Source organism: Mesorhizobium sp. B2-1-3 (genome assembly GCF_006442495.1).
In the GTDB taxonomy this organism is placed as follows: Bacteria; Pseudomonadota; Alphaproteobacteria; order Rhizobiales; family Rhizobiaceae; genus Mesorhizobium.
Map to the genome: position 1 here is coordinate 90327 of NZ_VFWL01000011.1, position 21136 is coordinate 111462.

General features: G+C 59.5%; 17 protein-coding genes and 1 tRNA gene. 12 read left to right on the forward strand and 6 right to left on the reverse strand.

Annotation, left to right across the window (positions count from 1 at the left end; translation table 11 throughout):
- Positions 1-26 precede the first annotated feature (26 nt).
- The 4 genes from FJ973_RS19190 to FJ973_RS19205 form a co-directional block, all read right to left on the reverse strand.
- A complete protein-coding gene (locus tag FJ973_RS19190) occupies positions 27-713 on the reverse strand; it encodes a TerC family protein (RefSeq protein ID WP_140498596.1) in 687 nt (228 codons plus the stop codon).
- Positions 714-898: 185 nt separating this feature from the next.
- The gene (locus FJ973_RS19195; protein ID WP_140498595.1) at positions 899-1306 is read right to left on the reverse strand and encodes a DUF930 domain-containing protein; all 408 of its coding nucleotides are present in this window, start codon (positions 1304-1306) and stop codon (positions 899-901) included.
- A 45-nt stretch (positions 1307-1351) separates the two neighbouring features.
- On the reverse strand, positions 1352-2050 hold the full coding sequence (locus FJ973_RS19200) for a DUF2161 family putative PD-(D/E)XK-type phosphodiesterase (protein ID WP_140557216.1): 699 nt from the start codon (positions 2048-2050) through the stop codon (positions 1352-1354).
- 48 nt (positions 2051-2098) lie between these two features.
- Positions 2099-3655, reverse strand: a complete 1557-nt coding sequence (locus FJ973_RS19205) for an FAD-dependent monooxygenase (protein WP_140557218.1) — start codon at positions 3653-3655, stop codon at positions 2099-2101.
- Positions 3656-4449: 794 nt separating this feature from the next.
- Here FJ973_RS19205 and FJ973_RS19210 point away from each other — a divergent pair.
- The 5 genes from FJ973_RS19210 (at position 4450) to FJ973_RS19225 (ending at position 10234) form a co-directional block, all read left to right on the forward strand.
- Positions 4450-5685 (forward strand): glycosyltransferase family 4 protein, encoded by a 1236-nt coding sequence (locus FJ973_RS19210; protein ID WP_140498592.1) that lies wholly within the window; start codon positions 4450-4452, stop codon positions 5683-5685.
- Entirely contained in the window at positions 5682-7259 is a 1578-nt protein-coding gene (locus FJ973_RS19215; protein WP_140498591.1) for a glycosyltransferase, read from the forward strand. Before FJ973_RS19210 ends, FJ973_RS19215 begins: the two co-directional genes overlap by 4 nt.
- An 88-nt stretch (positions 7260-7347) precedes the next feature.
- The gene (locus FJ973_RS30975; protein ID WP_181170927.1) at positions 7348-7494 is read left to right on the forward strand and encodes a hypothetical protein; all 147 of its coding nucleotides are present in this window, start codon (positions 7348-7350) and stop codon (positions 7492-7494) included.
- Positions 7495-7663: 169 nt separating this feature from the next.
- Positions 7664-8812, forward strand: a complete 1149-nt coding sequence (locus FJ973_RS19220) for an acyltransferase (protein WP_140557220.1) — start codon at positions 7664-7666, stop codon at positions 8810-8812.
- 303 nt (positions 8813-9115) lie between these two features.
- Positions 9116-10234 carry an acyltransferase gene (locus tag FJ973_RS19225; protein ID WP_181169988.1) on the forward strand — a complete coding sequence of 373 codons (1119 nt, stop codon included), beginning with the start codon at positions 9116-9118 and terminating at the stop codon, positions 10232-10234.
- A gap of 334 nt (positions 10235-10568) precedes the next feature.
- Here the strand turns inward: FJ973_RS19225 and FJ973_RS19230 are convergent, their stop codons facing one another.
- Both FJ973_RS19230 and FJ973_RS19235 read right to left on the reverse strand, forming a co-directional pair.
- Positions 10569-12353, reverse strand: coding sequence for an FkbM family methyltransferase (locus FJ973_RS19230; RefSeq protein WP_140557223.1), 1785 nt, complete (start codon positions 12351-12353; stop codon positions 10569-10571).
- Positions 12354-12810: 457 nt separating this feature from the next.
- Positions 12811-12900 (reverse strand) — tRNA-Ser (locus tag FJ973_RS19235).
- Between the two features lie 328 nt (positions 12901-13228).
- On the opposite strand from FJ973_RS19235, the gene FJ973_RS19240 reads away from it, so the two are divergent.
- From FJ973_RS19240 to FJ973_RS19270, 7 genes are all read left to right on the forward strand, one after another.
- Positions 13229-14446 carry a septal ring lytic transglycosylase RlpA family protein gene (locus tag FJ973_RS19240; protein ID WP_140557224.1) on the forward strand — a complete coding sequence of 406 codons (1218 nt, stop codon included), beginning with the start codon at positions 13229-13231 and terminating at the stop codon, positions 14444-14446.
- 83 nt (positions 14447-14529) lie between these two features.
- On the forward strand, positions 14530-15696 hold the full coding sequence (locus FJ973_RS19245) for a D-alanyl-D-alanine carboxypeptidase family protein (protein WP_140557226.1): 1167 nt from the start codon (positions 14530-14532) through the stop codon (positions 15694-15696).
- A gap of 183 nt (positions 15697-15879) precedes the next feature.
- Positions 15880-16554 (forward strand): dTMP kinase, encoded by a 675-nt coding sequence (gene tmk, locus FJ973_RS19250; RefSeq protein WP_140557228.1) that lies wholly within the window; start codon positions 15880-15882, stop codon positions 16552-16554.
- The gene (locus FJ973_RS19255) at positions 16551-17606 is read left to right on the forward strand and encodes a DNA polymerase III subunit delta' (RefSeq protein ID WP_140557229.1); all 1056 of its coding nucleotides are present in this window, start codon (positions 16551-16553) and stop codon (positions 17604-17606) included. Before tmk ends, FJ973_RS19255 begins: the two co-directional genes overlap by 4 nt.
- 83 nt (positions 17607-17689) lie before the next feature.
- The gene (metG, locus tag FJ973_RS19260) at positions 17690-19243 is read left to right on the forward strand and encodes a methionine--tRNA ligase (RefSeq protein WP_140557231.1); all 1554 of its coding nucleotides are present in this window, start codon (positions 17690-17692) and stop codon (positions 19241-19243) included.
- Positions 19243-20037, forward strand: a complete 795-nt coding sequence (locus FJ973_RS19265; RefSeq protein WP_140557232.1) for a TatD family hydrolase — start codon at positions 19243-19245, stop codon at positions 20035-20037. Before metG ends, FJ973_RS19265 begins: the two co-directional genes overlap by 1 nt.
- A gap of 3 nt (positions 20038-20040) precedes the next feature.
- Entirely contained in the window at positions 20041-20862 is an 822-nt protein-coding gene (locus FJ973_RS19270; RefSeq protein WP_140557234.1) for an MBL fold metallo-hydrolase, read from the forward strand.
- Positions 20863-21136 lie beyond the last annotated feature (274 nt).

Sequence of the window (21136 nt, forward strand, 5' to 3'; positions counted from 1 at the left end):
ACATCGGCGGGCGCAAGGGCTCCAGCTCAGTGGCCGCTCGACCCGAACCACGGCGCCAGGAAAGCGAATTGGTCGGGAAACTGCTGCACGGCGCCATCGAGAAGCATCTTCACGGCGACGTAAAGGATGATCAGCAGGCCGATATAGGCGATCCAACGGTATTTGTGCAGCAGGCGCGCCACGAAGGACGCGGCGAAGCCCATCAGCGCAATCGACAGAGCGAGGCCGATGATCAGCACCGTCGGATGGTTCATGGCCGCTCCCGCCACGGCCAGGACATTGTCGAGCGACATGGAGACGTCGGCAATGACGATCTGCCAGGCGGCCTGCGAGAAGGTCTTGCGCGGCGACTTGCCGGCGATGGTCCCATCCTTGTCGAAATCGCCATTCGACAGCGCTTCGGTCGCGTCGCGCTCCTGCTCGTGGCTGACACCCAGCTCCCGCCACATCTTCCAGCATACCCAAAGCAGCAGCAGGCCGCCGGCGATGAGGAGCATGGGGCCAATTGTCAGCAGCCATTGCGTGATCAGGGCGAAGAAAATGCGAAGGACGGTGGCCGCGATGATGCCGACCAGAATGGCCCGTTTGCGCTGACTGGCCGGCAAGCCGGCCGCCGCAAGGCCGATGACGATGGCGTTGTCCCCAGCCAGCGCAAGATCGATCGCGATTACCTGAAAAAGGGCCGATAAGCCTGCGGCAGTAAATATTTCCATCGACCTGGAAGCCCTTGCCTGTTCGCCGAGTGTTCGTTGTCGATCGCCCAGCCCGCCCTAAAGGCATGGTTCCTTGCCGTCAAGACATCGCTTCGGGCAACGCCGCAAAACCGCTTTCGTTGCAGCGGCGCCATTGAGGGGATTCGACAATCGCGGCCGAGCGAGTCGAAACGGCAGTGAAAAACCTAATCGTAGAGATTGTATTTTGCCCAGTCGGTCTCTGGAATCTCGTCGCCGATGCGGTAGCGGAGCTGTAAAACCTCCATATGGTCCGGCGCCGTCTCGCACTTGAATTTCAGCCGGTACCATTGCCCCTTGCTGCGGAAGGCGGCTCCTGGGCTCTTAATGGCGTCGTCGCTCATGACCGGCGTGGCAAAGGCGTAAGCGACCACCCGATCCGCCTTGTACTTGCGGTCGTCATGGGTGATCCGGTCGAGGACTTCAGCATCACAGCGCTGTTCGAGGCGGGTTTGCGGGTCGAGTTTCAGGAGGCCTGCGCGCAAGGCGCTGTCCATGGCGTTGGCCGGAAAAGCCAGGGTCAAGAACGCCATGACCGTCGTGCAGAGTGTCTTCATGGGCGGGACAAGCAGCATATTTTGTCTGAAAAATCAACCAAAGGGCCGGGCGTTGTCCCGCGCTCAGCCACTCGGCGCGTTCAAAATCCCGTGTCGGGATTCATCGTGCGACGGCTGCGGCCAACGCATCAGCGAGGCACGGCCGGCGTCGGTCAGATCGTAGACGCCGCGGTCGACGCGCGCGAACCAGCCATAGACATTGTGCAGCAGGATTTTCGGCGCAAGCGGCGTCAGCGCCTTGAGATCGCGCGGGCGCTTGGGCCCGTCGGCCAATGCCGCGGCGCAGGCGAGGGCGCTTTGGCGGTATGCTGTCATGATGGGATTGCGCGATCCCCCGCCCGCGACCGGATCGCCGCGGCGCCGGCGATGTTCGTCGACCAGCCGCGAGCGGCGCCGTGGGTTCTTGCGCGGCGTGACGGTGACCGGGCTCAGAAGCACCTCGACCCGGTCGCTCGCCGTTACGCCGAGCAGGCCGAAGCCAAGCCGGCGGCAAAGATTGCGGAACCGGGCGTCGCTCTCGCGTCCCTTGCCCCTGGCCGACATGCGCGCGGCCAGCCACACCTCGTCGCAGGCGGTCGCGCGGTCGACGCCTTGCAGCACCAGTTCGAGATTGAACGCCAGCTTCAACTCGCAAATGACGACGACGGGCGGCTCCCCCTCACGCAGCGCGACAATGTCGCAGCCGCCGATCTCGCCCTTCACGGCAAAATCCAGGCTTTCGAGAAACCGCTTCACCGGCGCGTAGAGTGAGGTTTCGTTCATAGGCCCCAAGGCTTAGCCGATTCGGCACGAAAAGCCTCGGGAGCAGGCCTACATGCCTTTCCGGGGTCCGCCGAACCATCGTGATGCGGCTTGAGCGGCTTCCTCCGGGTTGGGGTCATCCCCAGCGGCCCAGGCCACGAAGCCATCGGGGCGCACGAGCACGGCGCTCAGGCCCAGTTGATCCTTGGCCTTACCGGCGACGTAGGTGATCCGGTCGCCCCAGCGGCCTGCAAGCGCTTCAAGCGATGGGCGAGCGTCAAAGTCAAGGAACAGGCCCTTGCCCGGGCTGAGGAGCCCGCCGATTTTTCTTCCTTGGATCAGCTCGAAATCGGGAACACTGCGCCCGACCAGCCGGTGGCCGCTGCCAGGATCGTAGCGAAGAGAAATACCCCATACCCGTTCGGCGAAGTATGTCGCGCCGTCGCGCGTGTCGATCAGGTCACGGATGATGGTTTCGAGCGCGCGCGTTGCCGGGCTTGGCCGCATGAGCGCGACCTGGGCGCGCGACCAGTCGAGGATTTGCGCCCCGACCGGATGGCGTTCGCTGACATAGCTGTCGAGCAGACCGTCCGGCGCGTCGCCGCGGATGGTGGCGGCCAGCTTCCAGCCAAGGTTCATCGCGTCGCCGAGCCCGAGGTTGAGACCCTGGCCGCCCAAGGGAGAATGGATATGCGCGGCGTCGCCGGCAAGCAGCACTCGTCCCTTGCGGTAGGTCGTTGCCTGGTGGGCGCGATCCGTCCAGGTGGCGGCGAGTTTGAGGGCCGTCAGCGTGAGGTCCGCGCCGGATACTCGGCGCAAAACCGCCTGCACGTGGTCGCAGGTGATTGGCTGGGTTCGGTGGAAAGCCCCACCATCGAACTCGACCATCGCGACAGTACCGGGTCTTTGATAAGTGTACATGCCGGTCGGCGTGTAGTGGCGGCCGGGCGTGAGCCTGTCCGGGTCGGCCATTTCGATCTGAACGGAATAGCCTGTGAATTCCGGATCGGTACCGACGAACGCGAAGTCGCCGGCCTTGCGCACCGTGCTGCGCCCGCCGTCACAGCCGACGAGCCAAAATCCCCGAAAAATCTCACCGCCGGCGCGAACGGTCACGCCTTCATGCGTCTGATCGAAATCCTCGACACCGAAGCCGCGCCTGATCTCGACTCCCATTGCGATTGCGCGCGCGGCCAAGACTGATTCGAGATGCGCCATCTCGACTGCGATTGCGGCGGTGGCCGAACCTGGGAGCCGGTAGGGCCATTTCGCGGCGTCGATGGCATCGTGGAAGAACTGGATACCTGCGAAATGGCCACCCGGACGGCGCGGTTGATTCAGCCAGTGCGCACCAGTCGCAGCGCCACCGTTGCCCGTCCCATCCCTCGCACTTTGTGGAGCGGCGATGTCGTCCCGCAGACCGCGACGGTAGAGGGCTTCGATGGTGGGCACCGAGAGGCCGCGCAGCCCGAACGGAAGCTGCTTCAACGGGGAGTGCGGGTCTTCGGCTTGCTCCAGCACCAGCACCGAGAGGCCGGCGACGCGCAACTCACAAGCGAGGAACAGGCCGACAGGGCCTGCACCAGCGATTATTACGTCATGGGAATCGAGATGGCGGTTGTGCATGAACTGCTCCTTTGTCGATGTTCGACCGGAGCATTCCTCGGATTTGAGAACACGGACGAACGATTGGACGCGAGAGAAGCGTCCGATGTTCGTCGTGGGGATCTCCTGCAGGAGGCCAAAGACCAGAACTTTCGTTACCGAAAGGACTTGGGCTTACCAAACCAAGTCTGCCTTTTCCGACACCGGCTCTATAGCGTTGCGGTGAGCAATCCGCAACAGACGGGGTTGCGGCCGACGCCGAACGGAATCATGGCCGCTCAGGCTTGAACCGATGAAGCGCCGCCCGATGCCTTATTCGATTCGCTCGTCTCGTGGCAATTTCGCTGTCGGTCGGCTTGAATGGAATGGTATTCCAGGGCGCCATTCCCGTGGTACAACCCTAAGGGCTTCCTGACGGCGGATGCGTTCATAAAGCGTTATGTTTGGCACGTCGGCTCGCAGGGCTCCAGGTCGCCGCACGTCACAGGCGATGCGGCCCAACGATCTATGGTGCGCCGACTTCAAGGGCGAGTTCAGGCTTGGCCAATCAGCTCTCATCCTCGGAGGCACACCGGATACGGCAAGCCCCACACAGATACCGGGCGGCGTGGCTGTCGGTGCGCCTACTGATGGCACGCCATCAGCCGGACTGATAAACGTGTCAGCCGGCTGAGAAGCAACACTGCCTATACAAATCCGTAAGAGCGATTGCCGTCATGTGGCGCGTTGCGTCATTGCAAACAGCAATACAGGTTGTCTGTGCAATCTTCCCCGCGCTATAGAGCCACATCTTTTCAGGGGCGAGACGGCAGACATTGCTCAAGCACATCACCATCATCTTACCTTTCCCGTATCGGGGGGGCTCGCTACGGGTCACCAAAACCATAGCGCGTATGATCCGAGCGGGCAGCCAGCGTGCCGGTGAGCCGTGCAAAGTGAGGATTGGTGTTCTCGCCGGGGTGTACGACCTGGCGGCCAATTTCACCGATGCCCTAGAGGACGGCGTCGATATTGTGGAGTTCGAGTGGTCCGATGTCTCACCAGAGGCAATCCACATCGCTAATGCTAACCAGGGCCGAACGGTGGATTTGCCGTTTGACATCTACCAGATGCCCATCGACGGCATTAAGAACTTCGCGGATTCCGATCTCTGGCTCGTTGTTTCTGATCGCACCAATAAACCACTTGCCCCGATTCGTCCCTATGTCGTCTTTGCCACGGACTACATCCAGCGCTATGTGCCTGAGATTTTCGAAGGCAATGCGAGCGGAAGCTACGACCTACCGTTCTTGCAGACAGTTAGGCAGGCAAGCGCGGTAATTACTACGACGCCGCAAACAGCTGAAGATGTGATTTCTTATGTCGGGGTTCCGCGGACCAGGGTCCATCTCGCGCCGATGGATTTCGATCCCACGCCCCTTTCCGGAAAAGCTCCATCAAAGAAAAAGGGAGAGGGCTACTTCGTGTGGCCCACCAACACTACCAAGCACAAGAATCATTTACGGGCGTTCGATGCGCTCATGGAATATTACGACCTGCTTGGGGGCAAACTGCGCTTGAAGGTCATGGGGCCATTCTCCGATTATATGAACCCGGACAATGAGGACGCTCCGGACTGGTTCCGGAATATCCCCTATATTCAGGAAATTCAGAAAAAGATCCGCTCGTCTTCATCGATCAGACGGAATGTCGAATTCGTTGGGGAGCTTTCCGACGCCGCATACGCCGCGACTGTGACCGGCGCGGCGTTTCTTTGGCATCCGACCATATACGACAACGGGACTTTCGCAGTCGCAGAAGCCGCATGGCTGGGGACACCCTCTCTCTCAAGCGGCTATCCACAAATGCGATACATCGGTGAGCGGTTCGCAATTCCGATAGAGTTTTTCAATGCCCGCTCAGCGCCGAAAATGGCCGCGTCTCTAAAGGCGATGGAACGCGCGGCCGGGCCTCTGCGTGCCAAGCTACCCAGTCGAGAGGCGCTGTCGAAGCACACCTGGCAGCACTACGCGTCGGACTATTGGCGTATGCTCAAGGGGATCTCGGCATGAAGAAAATGGGGATCTTTCTCGGATACACACCGAGGCAACTCGTGCCGCATGAGGGCATTACCAGGCTGCTCGGGTTCATCATCCGGGGCGCTGTGAATTCAGGGGAAATAGCAGTCACCGTTGCGGGGCCGGGATGGCTGAAGACAGACATCATCAACCTTCTCGATGACGCAGGAGTGCCGCCCGGGTCTGTCGATATAGTTACGACAAAAGGCGAGCCGTATCTGATAAAATTGTGGAGGATCAAAACCTGGTTTTCCCCAGGGGCGATCAAGCGGCCGGCCAAATTAAAACGAAAGCGGGTGTTCAATCTTTTGGTTGATGGGGTCAGCCTCGTGGTGCGCTGGCTGTCGAATTCTTCCATATTCGTATTTCTGCTCGGCGTCGTTTTGCTGGCTTTTCTCATTGTGATCATGGCGTTGCCAGTGCTGCTTTCCGCAGTCATCGTGGCTGGCCTCTACGCGGCAAAACGATTGCTGCGGAGGGTAAGGAGCGGTCGGTTTTACAGGGCCAAGAACTGGTTGCTGATCAGGTGGGGTTACCTGCTCAATGCTGTCGGCCCGCTCGACACCGTTCGGGCAGCGGAACTAAACAGGCTGGTCAGGCTGCTCAACCGCCGCCGCGACATCGACGTCTGGTATGTGCCTTCGATGTTCTGGCCGGAGACGTCAAAGCTTCAGGGCAAGGTCGTCATGGCCGCACCGGACATCGTTTTCTATGAGCACCCGGCACAGTTCATCAGCCCCTCCGATCTGAGAGCGCACCATCGAATCTCGCAGAGTATCGCTGGCGCGGATCGCCTTATCACCTATAGCGATCACGTAAAGGCGACTCATATCGTCAATCGGCATGGTGTTGATCCCGATCATGTATCGGTCATTCGCCACGGTTTCGTAGATATGGCTTCGATCGAGCGCGGAGACAAAACAAGGCGAGGCGCCTTGGACATCCTGCACCAATATATGAAGAAGAAAGAAGACAGCCTACCCAGCTATTTGAATGGCTTCAAATTCGATGATGTGAAATTTCTTTTCTATTCGTCTCAAGTCCGGCCGCACAAGAACATTGAAGGCTTGATCTCAGTCTTTGAAAGGGTTCTCCGGGAGCACTATAGGCCGGTGAAGCTCGTGCTCACGGGCAGAGTTGGCCAGGTCCAGAGGATCCGCGACATGATCGATAATCGCGGCTTGCAACGGGATGTCATTTCCTTGCCCGCCGTCCCCAACCATGTGCTGGCCGCGCTGTACAGATTGTCGGCCCTTTCCGTAACACCAACCCAATTCGAGGGTGGCTTTCCGTTTACTTTCTCCGAGGCTTATTCGGTGGGAACACCATCCGTGATGAGCCGTATCCCAGTTGTGACGGAGCTTTTGAAGGACCGGAAGCTGCTCGATATCATGACTTTCGACCCGCAGGACCGGGAGGACATGCTGCGCAAAGTCCTTTGGGGTCTAGACAACAGGGAAACGCTTTTCCAGGCGCAGCGCCCGTTATTTGAAGTCCTGTCAGCCCGAACCTGGTCGAAGGTGGCCGACGAGTATTTGGACCTGATGCGGTCTGTCGAGGCAAAATGAAGAGCGACGGCAAGGGTCCGAAAGCGACAAGGTCGGGGCTGCGCTCAACGCGTACCATGAGCAGATGGTCAGTATGCAAGCGGAATTAATGGCTATTCAGCTGGTAATGGCCGGCCAGTTGAGGAAGCTGAAAACGGGAGAAGATGGGAAACAGGCACTTTCCGCTGCATTCAACTTTGCCGCCGATGTCGCCGTTGCCCCAAAAACCCGTCACCCAAAAATGTACTTGCTTTAAAGATGCTGGATCACTGGCGAAAGATGTTCCAAGTTTAGGCCATTCTCTGTGATTTCACAAAAAACGTCCTTTTCCCATGGCCTGTGAACATTTTGACAGGATGCGGTCGCAACTTTGCATTCGGTCCCGTTTGGCATGTGGAAGCAGTGTCGGGGGCAACGAGGCTATTATGGACAGGAGCACATCGCGGGTCGACTTCGCAAACACGTTGCGAGGCATTGCGGCCCTCTGTGTCCTGATCGCGCATTATACCTACAATTTCTGGACGTTGCGCGATGCTGTCGCAAGCCTGGCCCACGCGCCCGTGCTGCCGGAGCACTTTGCATTTCCGACGTACCTGCGCTGGCTTCATACGACAGTGCCTCAGTTCAATTGGGGTGCGTTCGGCGTCGCGCTCTTCTTTCTGGTGAGTGGCTTCGTCATCCCTTTTTCGCTTCGCAATATGACCTGGCAGGGATTTCTCGTCGGGCGCCTTTTTCGAATCATCCCGCTGTACATGACCGGGTTTTCGATCACCATTCTGTCGATCTGGCTGGTCGGGCGATATTTCGGTGTTCAATGGCCGTTCAGCATCAGCGAAGTCTCCATTCTTTATCTGCCGGGGCTTCGTGAGTTCTTCGGGATGCCGAGCATCGACGGGGTCGTCTGGACGCTAGAGATCGAGATTAAGTTCTATCTGGTCTGTGCTCTTGGCATTGCGCTGTTTCGGCGCGGCTCGATCTGGGTTTTCGCGATCCCCGCGGCGCTAGCCTTGGGTGAGTTTTACATGATCAGGAACGGTTACGGCCAGATCGCGGTCCTGCCGATTCCATTCCTGATCTTCATGTTCATCGGAGTTGTTTTTCACTATCTGCACGTTGGCGCGCTCACCGCCGAACGGTCATTGTTTCTCAGTGCAAGCTTGTTTTTCGGGTTTTCGATTCTGCTCGGACAGGCGATGCCCGGCCTTGCTTCGATGGCGTGGACCTATGGTTTCGCTGTGCTGGTTTTCGCCTTTGCCGCCAGCTTCCCGCAACTTTTCCAACGGACCCGTGTCGGCGACTTCTTCGCCGACATCAGCTATCCGCTCTATGTGATTCATGGCGTCGCCGGTTATGCCGGCCTGCGCGTCTTGATCGATCTTGGCGTAAAGGCGTGGCTGAGCCTGATCATCATCACAGCCGGCGCAACCGGACTGGCGTGGGTGCTCCATGTAGTCGTTGAGACGCCCGGCCACAATCTCGGCAAGCGCCTGGCGGCCCGTTTGCGCCTGCCGATCGTTTCCCGGTTGCCAGACATCGAGCCGGTTCCCGCCAACTCTCTCCCTGCCGCTGCTTAGCTCGGCTGCGGAAGGCATTCAAGCTCCAGCGCCTCAGTACCCTATCAGGTGGCGCAGCTCGACGATCGGTAGGTAAAACCGTCCAGACCAAGCAGACCAAGATTGCGGCGACGGTACACATGGATGGTGCCTACTCCTGTCATGTTTTCAGAGCCGACCGCTCCAGGCTTTCAGTTAAGTTTCCATCGCCTTATCCTTGTATACGTGCCGTCGAAATAGGACGTCAGCTGCGCTAAATTAGTAAGTTGACATCAATAGTAGCAAATGTAAAAGTATTCCAGTTTTCCCGGGGGCATGATTTTCATGAGCGAGCGCAGTTCCGCGCTGGATGGCCTTCGTGGCGTGGCTGCGGTTGCTGTGGTTTTCTACCACGCCATTCTCGATCAAAGCGCCTCGACGATTGCCGTCCTTGACCCTCCCGCTCAAAGTCTGGGCTCTTTCAGAGACATAGCAACCAAGGTCGCGCTCACCGTCTCAAACGGGCAAAGCGCCGTGCTCCTGTTCTTCGTGCTGAGCGGCTTTGTCCTCAAGCTCTCACTTGCCCGGACGGCCGGGCCGGCGTGGTCGATCTGCTGCAAGTTCATCGTTCGACGGCTGTGCCGCCTGTATCCCGCGGTGATCTTCTGCATGGCGTTTTGCTTTGTATTGGGGGTGTCGCTGACCAATGTTCCGTGGTTTGCGGGCAGTCCTCACTTGGCAGCGGCGGCAGACCTCAGTTCCGTGTTGGTCAACGCCACCTTGGGACGTATCACGGTACAGGGAGCCACATGGACCTTGCAGGCGGAAGTGCTGGCAATTCCTTTTGTGTTGCTGGCGTTCTTTATTGGCGCAAGGTGGGGCATTATAGGTACAGCCGTTTGTTTGGCTATTTCGATCACAGCGATCGAAGCTCCATTTTTAACGCTGAGCCTACCCAATATGTCGGCGGTGCTGTTCGCGTTCATGGCGGGTGTGCTGTTGGCCGACACCAAGGCGTCGGCGCTCAACGAGCAAGCAATCTGGATCGCTGTGGCCTTCTTTCTGCTCGCCCGGTTGGTCGTTCCCCTGCATTCGACAACGGCCACCATAAGCCAAGTGATGCTAGCCTGCTGCTTGGTTTATTCGGCCTACCATGCGAAAGCCGGGCTGTTTTACGACGTCCTCAACACCCGAACCTCGCGGTTCCTTGGTCGCGTAAGCTTCAGCCTTTATCTCCTGAATGTCCCGGTGATGTGGGTTGTTGGCGCGCTCATCAAGGACATTGGTCTCAGTGAAACCCATCCCCTGGAGATGGGAATCATTCTTGGTCTTGCAACAACCTTGCTCACGCTGCCGCTCGCAAGCTTTTCGGAAACATGGTTCGAACAGGGCGGCATCAAGCTGGGGCGGTTGCTGACCGCATCGCGCGCGTCAGTGGCGCCCGCAGCAGTACCGGCAGCATAACAACCGATCCCGCCGTACAATCCGCTCCGCAAAAGGCCAGATCTCTTCCTGATGCTTGGACGGCGAGCGCTGCGCTACAGCCTAGAGCAGCCCCGGGCCCGGCCATAAACGAGAGAAGCGACCATGATCATCAATGACCACGCCAGCCGATCGCGACCTTCTGACCCGGCGACAGGTGCCCGCGAGAAATCGCACGGCCGCTGGCCCTGGAACTACCCTGTCCACGTTCGATGGCGACATCAGTGCCAGATAGATAAAGGGGGTTCTTGCCAGGATGCCGAGGTGCCTCGCTTTGGGAACATAGCGGACCTGTCCTTGTCCTGTCCCGTTCATTTCAAATCTTTTCGAATACAACATTGTTGTACTCACCATCCTTGACTCTGTCTGTGATGCGAAAACCTGTTCTCTCAGCTAATATGTCTGGTGATCGGCCGAGGAGAAATATCGTATGAAAACGTGTTATGGGATAAAGATATTCGTAGCAGGGAGACGAGTGTGCCATTTTGCCGCCTGGTGCGAGTACGCGCTGAAACTCGCGGAACTGAACGATTGGCTCCTTAAAATGTTCAATCACGTTATTAGAAAAAATACCTGCAAGATCGCTCCCTAAATCTGATCGATCAATTTTCACAAAAGGCGCTTCAGATGGCGCGTTGGGTTCAAAACTCCAAACGTCATACCCGTCGGCACGCAATACTTGAGTTGTGTCGTTCCAGACTCCTGCACCCCAATTTACGTAGGTAGCTCCCCGGACGGGTCGAAGCGACTGGAAAGTTCTCTTTTCGTTTTCTCCAGTGTTCCCTTCACGATAACGAGAATAGAGCAATCGATAGTCGAGATCGGTCATGGCCTCGTCGAGATCGAGAAACTTTTGACCGCCAAAGACACAATCGCAGTTTGGGCAGCGGTATCGCTCAAGCCGCCCCCCGTTGAAAATGCATTCTGATCTGAGAATCTCGAAGCCGTCTCTAAAGTCGTCATGGTCGCAGACTAAACACTTTAACTGGCGCGACGGTAGTGCCAGGTCGTCAATCTTGTCGAGCGTGTGCCAGAATCCACGTATATGATGAGTTTCGACAAGTTCTACCTGTTCCTCAAGCTTCCGAACTCTTTCCTGCAAACCTTTGGCCACCGATTCGGGCGCGGTGTTAATTCCGTGGCTTGGAGTTGCCGGATCTGTCCGGACTCGTTCCGAGGAGCTGTCATTGGTTGCGTGCAAAGACGTCCCAATCACATCTGGTTTGCGGTTGGTTCGCTTTAGATGCCGAAGGTTTCGCAACACCTCCAAGGCCCTCCAGCCCCTGGAATTCGTCATCGTCTCTACAAGTTCTACGAGTTCTTTCTCGCGCTCCTTAAGCCACTTCGCTTCATTGTTGAGTCGATCAATCTCGATCTGTTTGTCGGCGATTTCAGCACTTAGCTGTTCGACCTGATGTTGAGTTCCGCTATTTCCCGCCAATCGACGAAACGCCATGAGCGGTATCATGTCCGTTCGCACGAAATATGCGTTAGCAAAAGAGTGAATGTCATATTGGTAACCGAGTTCGCCCATGACTATTCGAAGCTGATCAAACCCCACGTGACCAAACTCGATGCACATGACGTGGGGCAACACAGGGCTATTTCTCATTCCGGACAACACTGATAATTCATGACCCTCGACGTCGAGAACCATCAGGTCGACGTCCGTAATTTTTTGGGTCGAAATAAGTTCCTGCCAGCTTATGGCTCTGATCTTGATCTCCTCAAACGTACAACCGCCGGCTATCAGCGCTTCCTTGAAGACCGGGTCATGATCGACGGATCCAATCGTTGTATCTCGCCCGTAGACTGGATGAATGACGCTTTGGAAATTCAACACGCCTGTCTTGTCGGACATGCCGACGTTGATGTTTTTACTGTTGGGACGATTAACGACCAATTTATCGTATATCCACGGAACCGGTTCAAGGTTGTATCCCTGCCATCCCATCGTTTCTTCAAAGAAACGACAGGAACATTCGGTCTGCCCGTCAAAAGCCCCGCATTCAATAAATACGCCCTTAATGTCGGGGTCGGGGAAATAGCGCTCGAAAATGAAACGATCGACAGGAACCTCGAATTGTCCGTAGAATTTCATTCTTAGTCTCACTTCCGAAGAATCTGAAGGATATTGCGGGCAGTTGATTCCTAATTGCACGCGGGCTCATTAGGCGACGCGATTAATGCCGAATTCACCACGATTGGCATCACCCTGAACAACGCTTCGTAACGGGTCCGGAGATCCCCTTGCAAGTGCGATTACTCCGGTCATGTGCGTCGCGGCTCGGCATCCATTGCAGGGGCATTATGACGAGCGGCACACGGCCTCACATTTAATGACCGGCGCCAAACAGGAGGCGGGTTGGGGCGGGTACCTGATGAGCGCCGGCCGTGCAGCCTTGGGTTGCCTTCCATCCGTTTCGCTGTTCACATCAACCATCCGAAGCAATGCTAACAAGTTGGGTATTTTCGGTGGTAGCCGCCCTCATTATTCGCAGGAGTTAGGCGCCAAGAGGAAAACAAAAACGACGCTATTTCGATTCGATAGCAAAAAATGGCGGAGGGAGTGGGATTCGAACCCACGGTGAACTTGCGCCCACGCCGGTTTTCAAGACCGGTGCCTTAAACCGCTCGGCCATCCCTCCAGCGACATCTCTTCGCCCAGCGTCACTCGATCAGATATTCGAGCCTGGCGGCGAATGAAGAGAGCCATCTTGCTGATGCTCTAGTGTGCCCGGCAAAGATCTGTCAACCGGCATGCGCGGACCGCATGTTTCCCGGCAGCCGACGCCGGGCAGGGTGGCGTCACAATCTTGCCCGGTTCCGGCCACAATCGATTAATAGCGTGATAAACAATTCCTGCGCACAAAGGACAGGGGTTCGAGGCGTCGTTGGTCTTAGTCAGGTAAGCTTTGGCTCCTGCGACGTTCAAGCCGCGGCGTTTTTGGTCGAGACTGTAGGGGACATCAGGAAATGCAAACTACGGCGCGCCCGCGTCTACGCCGTGCTTGCGCTTTCGCGCTATTCACCATGTCGGCAGCCTTGCTTGCCGCCTGCGCGTCGCAGCCTGAACCAAAAGGGATGGTCCACAAGAAGACCCGTTCCAAGGAATATTTCGCCGAAACCGAATATGGCGTGAAGGCCAGCCCTCGCGTCGCCTTCATGCGGCGTGGCGGCGGCCGCGACCAGCTCGGAAAACCCTACCAGGTTCGCGGCAAGTGGTACTATCCGAAGGAAGACAAGCACTATGCCAAGGTCGGCCTGGCGTCGTGGTACGGCGATGCCTTTCATGGACGGCTGACCGCCAACGGCGAAGTCTACGACATGAGCCATCTGACGGCGGCGCACCCGACCATGCCTCTGCCGAGCTACGCCCGCGTCACCAATCTCAAGACCGGCAGTTCGGTCATCGTGCGCGTCAACGATCGCGGTCCCTACCACCAGGGCCGCATCATCGATGTCTCGGAACGCGCCGCCCAGATGCTCGACTATGCCAATGTCGGCACGGCCGAGGTGAAGGTGGAATATGTTGGCCGCGCGCCGCTCGACGGCAATGACGACCAGTATCTGATGGCCTCCTACCATCCAGGCAACAGGATACCGGATCCGTCGGACGGCCTGCCGACCGGCGTCATGGTGGCCATGAACGGACCGTCGCCCAGCCTGCCGGTGGGCGCTGCCGCCGTGCCGTTTCCGGGTCAGCTGACGAATTCCGATATGATTCCGCAAGGGCAGGTGCCGGCACAATCGCCGGCCTTGGGTGACCTGGCGCTGCCCGACTTCGGTCCGATCGTGCCAGAGCGTCCGGATATCGGCCTGCCGCCGCAATCGCCGTTTTCGGTGGCCTCGCTCTCCTATGCCGACGAGCGCGTGCGGAGCGCCGATGTCTTTGCCGCACTTGACGACGACGGCATGTCGCCCGCCGACATCCTGCGCTCATGGAAGAGCGCCAATCCCCAGGCGCCGTCGCCGGCCTATGTCGCGGCCGGCACCTTCGATGACGCCACCGAGGCAAAACGCGTGGCCGCCGCGCTCGAGCCCTTCGGCAGGATCGAGATCCAGCGTTCCGAATTCGATGGCAAGGACTGGTATGCGGTGAACCTCTATCCGGACGGCCATGGCGGCGTCGACGATCTGCTGCAGGCGGCCTGGTCGCATGGTGCGCCGGACGCTCTGGCCGTGCGCAACTGATCTATTTTTCCCGCACGGTTGATCCTGCGGAAAAAACCCTGATAGCTTGGCTGCGCCAGAACCGGCAAACGGGTCGAGATTTCATGCAGTTGCGCGTCTTTCCGCCTTTGGCCGGATTTCTGGGATTGGCCCTGCTGCTGTTTTGCATCGCGCCCGCCAGCGCGCAGCTTTTCGAGACCAAGGCAGCCCAGGCCTTCATGATAGACGCCGACACAGGGACGGTGTTGTTTTCCAAGGACGCCGACAAGCCGATACAGCCGGCCTCGATGGCCAAGCTGATGACGATGGAAGTGGTGTTCAACGCCATCAAGTCCGGGCGCCTGACCCTCGACGACACGTTCGTGGTGAGTGAAAACGCCTGGCGCAAGGGCGGCGCCCCTTCGGGAACGTCGACGATGTTTGCCAAGCTCAAATCGGCGGTCCGGGTCGAGGACCTGATCCAGGGCGTGACGGTGCAGGCGGCCAATGACGGCTGTATCGTGCTGGCCGAAGGCTTGGCCGGGTCCGAGGACAATTTCGCCGCGCAGATGACCGAACGCGCCCGCCAGATCGGCCTGACCAAATCGACTTTCGTCAATTCGACCGGGCTGCCGGCGGAGGGCCAGCAGACGAGCGTGCGCGAGCTGGCAATGCTGGCTTTGCATCTGTGGCGCGAGTATCCGGACCTTTATCGCTACTACGGCCTGAAGGATTTTACCTGGAACAAGATTTCGCAGAGGAATCGCAACCCGCTGCTGGCGATGGACATCGGCGCCGACGGCCTGGCGGTCGGCAGCAGTGAGGTGTCCGGCTTTGGCATAGTCGGCTCGGTCGGCCACAATGGCGCGCGGGTGATCGCGGCGATGAGCGGGCTCGCCAGCGACAAGGAACGCGCCGAGGAGGCGCGCAAGCTGCTCGAATGGGGTGCCCGTTCCTTCGAGAAGACGCAAATCTTCGCCAAGGACGAGGTGGTGGGCCAAGCTCAGGTTTTCGGCGGCATTAAAGCCGGCGTGACGCTGAAGGCGAAAGGGCCGATCGCCATCTTCCTGCCGGTAGCCAACCGCGACAAACTGACGGCGAGCATCGTCTATGACGGACCGGTTGCCGCACCTGTGGAGGAGGGGCAGCCGGTAGGCGTGCTGCGGGTCTGGATCGGCGATACGCTGAGCCAGGAGACGCCGCTGTTCGCCGCCGAATCGATCGGCATCGGCACGCTGCCGCAACGCGCCCTCGACGCCGTCAAGGAACTGGCCGTCGGCTGGCTCCGCTAAAGCGCGTCGCGCTGAACCGGATTCACGCGATGCGCTTTAGCGTCTTTGTTTATGCATGTCGTTCTCTCAAAGCCGAGCTCACTTTTGAGCGACTGCGATAACGCCGGCGGCATGGACGTTTCCCCGAACGCGGACTATCTAGAGCGCTAGAATCCATTCAAATAAGGGACAAAGGCCTTTCGATTGGCACGCGGATTTTTCATCACCTTCGAAGGCGGCGAAGGAGCAGGCAAGTCGACGCAGATCGAGCGGCTGGCGGGAAAGATGCGCGCCAAGAAGTACGACGTCCTCGTCACCCGGGAACCGGGCGGCTCGCCGGGCGCGGAAGCGGTCCGGCATGTGCTGCTCTCGGGCGCCGCCGAGCCGTTTGGGCCGAAGATGGAAGCGCTGCTTTTCGCCGCGGCCCGCTCCGACCATGTCGAGCAGGTCATCCGCCCGGCGGTCGAGCGCGGCTCCGTTGTTCTGTGCGACCGCTTCCTGGATTCCTCGCGCGTCTACCAGGGCGTCACCGGCGGCCTCGACCCGGTGTTCATGGAGACGCTGGAGCAGGTGGCCATCAATGGCATGATGCCCGACATGACGCTGATCTTCGACATCGATCCCACCGAAGGCCTGAGACGCGCAACAGTACGTCGCGGCGCCGGCGCCGGCCCCGATCGCTTCGAAAAGGAAACGCTTGCCATCCACCAGGCGCGCCGCGAGGCGTTCCTGGCGATCGCCGCGGCCGAGCCGGAGCGCTGCGTTGTGATCGACGCATCCGCCGCTCCCGATGCGGTAGAAAATGTCGTCACCGCCACGGTGTTCGCGGCGCTGGAGGCGAGGGCGCCCATGCGCAACAGACAGACCGCACCCGCATGATCTTCGAACGCATCGCGCCGGAACAGCATGACACGCTGGACGGCGTCCCTGAACCGTCCGAAACGCCACGCCTGGTCGGGCACGGGCAGGCCGCCGCCATGCTCGCCGCCGCCTATCGCGCTGGAAAGCTGCCGCACGCGCTGATCTTCACCGGACCGCTCGGCATCGGCAAGGCGACGCTCGCGTTCCATCTGGCGCATCATCTCCTGAAGCATCCGGCTTTCGAGCAGGCGCCGGAGACGCTCGCCGTTCCCGATCCGGCGTCCTCGCTGTTTCGCCAGATCGCCACCGGCGCGCATCCCGGCGTGCTGCACCTGACGCGGCCGCTGAACGACAAGACGAAGAGCTTCAAGACGGTCGTCACCGTCGACGAGATCCGCAAGGTCAATCGCTTCCTGTCGATGACTTCGCATGACGGCAGCTACCGGGTGGTGATCGTGGACCCGGCCGACGACATGAACACCAATGCAGCCAATGCCTTGCTGAAGAATCTTGAGGAGCCGCCGGCGCGAACGCTGTTCATCCTCATCGTCCATGCACCGGGCAGCCTGTTGCCGACGATCCGCTCGCGCTGCCAATTGGTTCGGCTGTCGCCGCTCGATGCCGACGAGCTGATGGCGGTGCTGGAAACTGCCGAGCCGCCTCCGCCGGACGATCCGGCCGCGCGGACAGCCCTTGCCGCGCGGGCAGGGGGCAGCGCCCGCAATGCGATCCTCCTGACGCAGTATGGCGGGTTGGAGATCGCCGAAACGCTGGACGCCCTGGTGAGCGCCGGCAAGAGCGACATCGCCGGCGCCTATCGCCTTGCCGAAGTCGTGGCCGGGCGCGACCAGGCGATCCAGTTCGATATCTTCAACCGCCGCGCGCTCGATCTGTTGTCCGATGCGGCGAGCCGGGCGGCGCTGGCCGGCGATCTCGCACGAGCCAAAACGCTGTCGGACACTTGGCATGAGGCGCTGGACGCTATATCTGAGACTGATACCTACAATCTCGACAAGAAGCAGCACGCCTTGACCATGATCGACCGCCTGAAGTCTGCAATGCGAATGTGATGGTTCCCTCGGGATGGCAATCGCCACCCCGATGCGATATCCACCGCCACGCCTTCCATTCAGACATTCATGACGGTTCATTCATGTCACGCGATACATTCTACATCACGACCGCGATCTCTTACCCCAATGGCAAGCCGCATATCGGCCATGCCTACGAATTGATCGCCACCGATGCGCTGGCCCGCTTTCAGCGGCTCGACGGCAAGCAGGTCTTCTTTCTCACCGGCACCGACGAACACGGCATCAAGATGCTGCAGACGGCGAAGAAGGAAGACATTTCTGCGCGCGAACTGGCCGACCGCAATTCGGCTGAGTTCAAGCGCATGGCGACCGCGCTCAACGCCTCCAACGACGATTTCATCCGCACCACCGAAGAGCGGCACTACGCGGCCTCTCAGGCGATCTGGAAGGCGATGGCTGCCAATGGAGACATCTACAAGGGCGGCTATGCCGGCTGGTACTCGGTGCGTGACGAAGCTTATTACGGCGAGGAGGAAACCGAGGTTCGTCCCGACAATATCCGCTATGGCCCGCAAGGAACGCCGGTCGAATGGGTCGAGGAGGAAAGCTATTTCTTCCGGCTTTCGGCCTATCAGGACAAACTGCTGGCGCTCTACGAGGGCCAGCCGGATTTCATCGGCCCGGCCGAGCGGCGCAACGAAGTGATGAGCTTCGTCAGATCGGGACTGAAAGACCTGTCGATCTCGCGCACGACGTTCGACTGGGGCGTGCCGGTGCCCGGCGACGAAAAGCACGTGATGTATGTCTGGGTCGACGCGCTGACAAACTACATTACCGGCGTCGGCTATCCCGATGAAAACGCAGATGATTGGAAATTCTGGCCGGCCGATGCGCACATCATCGGCAAGGACATCGTGCGTTTTCACGCCGTCTACTGGCCGGCCTTCCTGATGTCGGCAGGCATTCCGCTGCCGAAGCGCGTCTTTGGCCACGGCTTCCTGTTCAACCGCGGCGAGAAGATGTCGAAATCGGTCGGCAACGTCATCGACCCCTTCACCATGGTAGAGCACTACGGGCTCGACCAGGTGCGCTATTTCTTCCTGCGCGAGGTGCCGTTCGGCCAGGACGGCAGCTACAGCCACGAAGCGATCGTCAACCGCACCAATGCCGACCTCGCCAACGGCATCGGCAATCTGGCGCAGCGCTCGCTGTCGATGATCGCCAAGAACTGCGGCGGCGTGGTGCCGACGCGCGGCGAGCTGACGGATGCCGACAAGGCAATCCTCGATCAGGCGGCGGCCGCTCTTGCCGCCGCGCGCAAGGCAATGGCCGAGCAGGGCATCCATCTGGCGCTGGCGTCGATCTTCGGCGTGGTGGCCGAAGCCGACCGGTATTTCGCCGGACAAGAACCCTGGGCACTGAAGAAGACCAACCCCGAGCGCATGCAAACGGTGCTGTGGACAACGGCCGAGGTGGTCCGGCGCGTGGCGATTCTGTGCCAACCCTTTATTCCAGGATCGGCCGCGAAGCTGCTTGACCTGCTGGCGGTGCCGGCAGACGAGCGCAATTTCGTGCATCTCCACGCCGATCATGCGCTTGTGCCGGGCAGAGCGTTGCCAGTACCAGAAGGCGTGTTTCCGCGTTATGTCGATCAGCCGGAAGCGAACGGCTGATGCTCGTCGACAGCCACTGCCATCTGGATTTTCCGGACTTCGCCGAGGAGCGGGCGGCCATCGTCGCCCGTGCCCTGGCCGCCGGGATCGGCCGCATGGTGACGATTTCGACGCGCGTGAAGCGATTTCAGCAAATACTTGAAATCGCTGACGCTTTCGACGAAGTGTACTGTTCCGTCGGAACCCATCCGCACAATGCCGCCGAAGAGCTTGACGTGACGACGGCGGATCTCGTGCGCCGGTCCGCCCATCCCAAGGTGGTGGCGATCGGCGAAGCCGGGCTCGACTATTTCTATGACAAAGCGCCCCGCGATGCGCAGGCGCAGGGTTTGCGCAACCACATCGCCGCGGCCCGCGAGACGGGCCTGCCGCTGGTCATCCATTCGCGCGACGCCGACGACGACATGGCTCATATCCTTGAGGAAGAAACGGGGAAGGGCGCCTTCCCGTTCGTCCTGCACTGTTTTTCGTCGGGACGCAGGCTGGCCGAGGTCGGCGTCTCGCTGGGCGGCTATGTTTCGTTTTCCGGCATCCTGACCTTCAAGAATTCGGCCGAAATACGCGCCATAGCCGCCGACCTGCCGCACGACCGGCTGCTGGTGGAGACCGATGCGCCATATCTCGCGCCGATCCCATTTCGCGGCAAGCGCAACGAACCCGCCTATGTCGCGCACACGGCCAGGGTTCTGGCCGAGACGATCGGCGTCAGCGAAGGTGAAATCGCAGCTTTGACGACCGATAATTTCTTCCGGCTGTTCGGCAAGATGCCGCGACCCGCCGAGCAAAGCGCCTGAACGATGACAGACCGGCTGCGCCTCACCATTCTCGGCTGTGGCTCGTCACCCGGAACGCCGCGCATCACCGGCGACTGGGGCAATTGCGATCCGCACAACCCGAAAAATCGGCGCATGCGCACGGCAGCCCTTGTCGAGCGGATTGCCGAGAGCGGCGCCCGCACCACCGTCGTCATCGACACAGGACCGGATTTCCGCCAGCAGATGCTGATGGCGTCGGTCAAACGCATCGATGCCGTCGTCTACACCCATCCACATGCCGACCACATCCACGGCATCGACGACCTGCGCGGCTTCGTGCTCGACCAGCGGCAGCGGATCGATATCCATGCCGACCAGCCAACGATGCTGCGGCTGCGCCAGGCCTTCGGCTACTGTTTCGAGACGCCGCCAGGCAGTTCCTATCCACCGATTGTCGACGCCCATATCATCGATCACACAAAGCCGGTCGTGATCGAAGGCGACGGCGGTGCCCTCACCCTCGAGCCGCTGCCGCAGGTTCATGGCGACATCATATCGCTCGGTTTCCGCATCGGCGGACTAGCCTATTGCCCCGACATCAGCGATTTTCCGGCTGCCACCGCCGAGCGGCTGCGTAATCTTGATGTCCTGATCGTGGACGCGCTTCAGTACAGGACGCACCCGAGCCATCTGTCGCTCGGCCAGGCGCTTGAATGGATCGAACGGCTGGCCCCGAAACAGGCTGTGCTGACCCATATGCATGGGCCGCTGGACTACGCTACCGTGATGGCTGAGACTCCGGCAAATGTCGAGCCGGCATTTGATGGCATGGCGCTTGAAATTCCTTATAGATCAGACAGATAGAATGTTCTCTTCATAGCTGGCATTGGTCGCCTGGCCATGAGCCGCGACTACAGGTGCGACGTCGAGATCTTGCACTTGGCATCGCCACACGGCCGCCGCCAGTTCGCTGTCGCTTCAAGATTGCAAAATGCCAAAAGAGGATTGCATTGTCAGGCCGGTGGATGCTTGTCGATCTGCATTGCAGGCCTGACAGGCAGTCTATGTGATGGCTTCCTAAAATATACATTGAGAGCAAGAGGCGCTAACCTTTGCCCGTTAGTTGGAAAGGAGAGGC

Bases quoted from the DNA above. Each gene is read 5' to 3' on its own strand.
- FJ973_RS19190 (WP_140498596.1), bottom strand. From the start codon at position 713: ATGGAAATATTTACTGCCGCAGGCTTATCGGCCCTTTTTCAGGTAATC.
- FJ973_RS19225 (WP_181169988.1), top strand. From the start codon at position 9,116: ATGAGCGAGCGCAGTTCCGCGCTGGATGGCCTTCGTGGCGTGGCTGCG.
- FJ973_RS19270 (WP_140557234.1), top strand. From the start codon at position 20,041: ATGACAGACCGGCTGCGCCTCACCATTCTCGGCTGTGGCTCGTCACCC.
- FJ973_RS19220 (WP_140557220.1), top strand. From the start codon at position 7,664: ATGGACAGGAGCACATCGCGGGTCGACTTCGCAAACACGTTGCGAGGC.
- metG (WP_140557231.1), top strand. From the start codon at position 17,690: ATGTCACGCGATACATTCTACATCACGACCGCGATCTCTTACCCCAAT.
- FJ973_RS30975 (WP_181170927.1), top strand. From the start codon at position 7,348: ATGGCTATTCAGCTGGTAATGGCCGGCCAGTTGAGGAAGCTGAAAACG.
- FJ973_RS19195 (WP_140498595.1), bottom strand. From the start codon at position 1,306: ATGCTGCTTGTCCCGCCCATGAAGACACTCTGCACGACGGTCATGGCG.
- FJ973_RS19205 (WP_140557218.1), bottom strand. From the start codon at position 3,655: ATGCACAACCGCCATCTCGATTCCCATGACGTAATAATCGCTGGTGCA.
- FJ973_RS19240 (WP_140557224.1), top strand. From the start codon at position 13,229: ATGCAAACTACGGCGCGCCCGCGTCTACGCCGTGCTTGCGCTTTCGCG.
- FJ973_RS19215 (WP_140498591.1), top strand. From the start codon at position 5,682: ATGAAGAAAATGGGGATCTTTCTCGGATACACACCGAGGCAACTCGTG.
- FJ973_RS19200 (WP_140557216.1), bottom strand. From the start codon at position 2,050: ATGAACGAAACCTCACTCTACGCGCCGGTGAAGCGGTTTCTCGAAAGC.
- FJ973_RS19245 (WP_140557226.1), top strand. From the start codon at position 14,530: ATGCAGTTGCGCGTCTTTCCGCCTTTGGCCGGATTTCTGGGATTGGCC.
- FJ973_RS19230 (WP_140557223.1), bottom strand. From the start codon at position 12,353: ATGAAATTCTACGGACAATTCGAGGTTCCTGTCGATCGTTTCATTTTC.
- FJ973_RS19255 (WP_140557229.1), top strand. From the start codon at position 16,551: ATGATCTTCGAACGCATCGCGCCGGAACAGCATGACACGCTGGACGGC.
- FJ973_RS19265 (WP_140557232.1), top strand. From the start codon at position 19,243: ATGCTCGTCGACAGCCACTGCCATCTGGATTTTCCGGACTTCGCCGAG.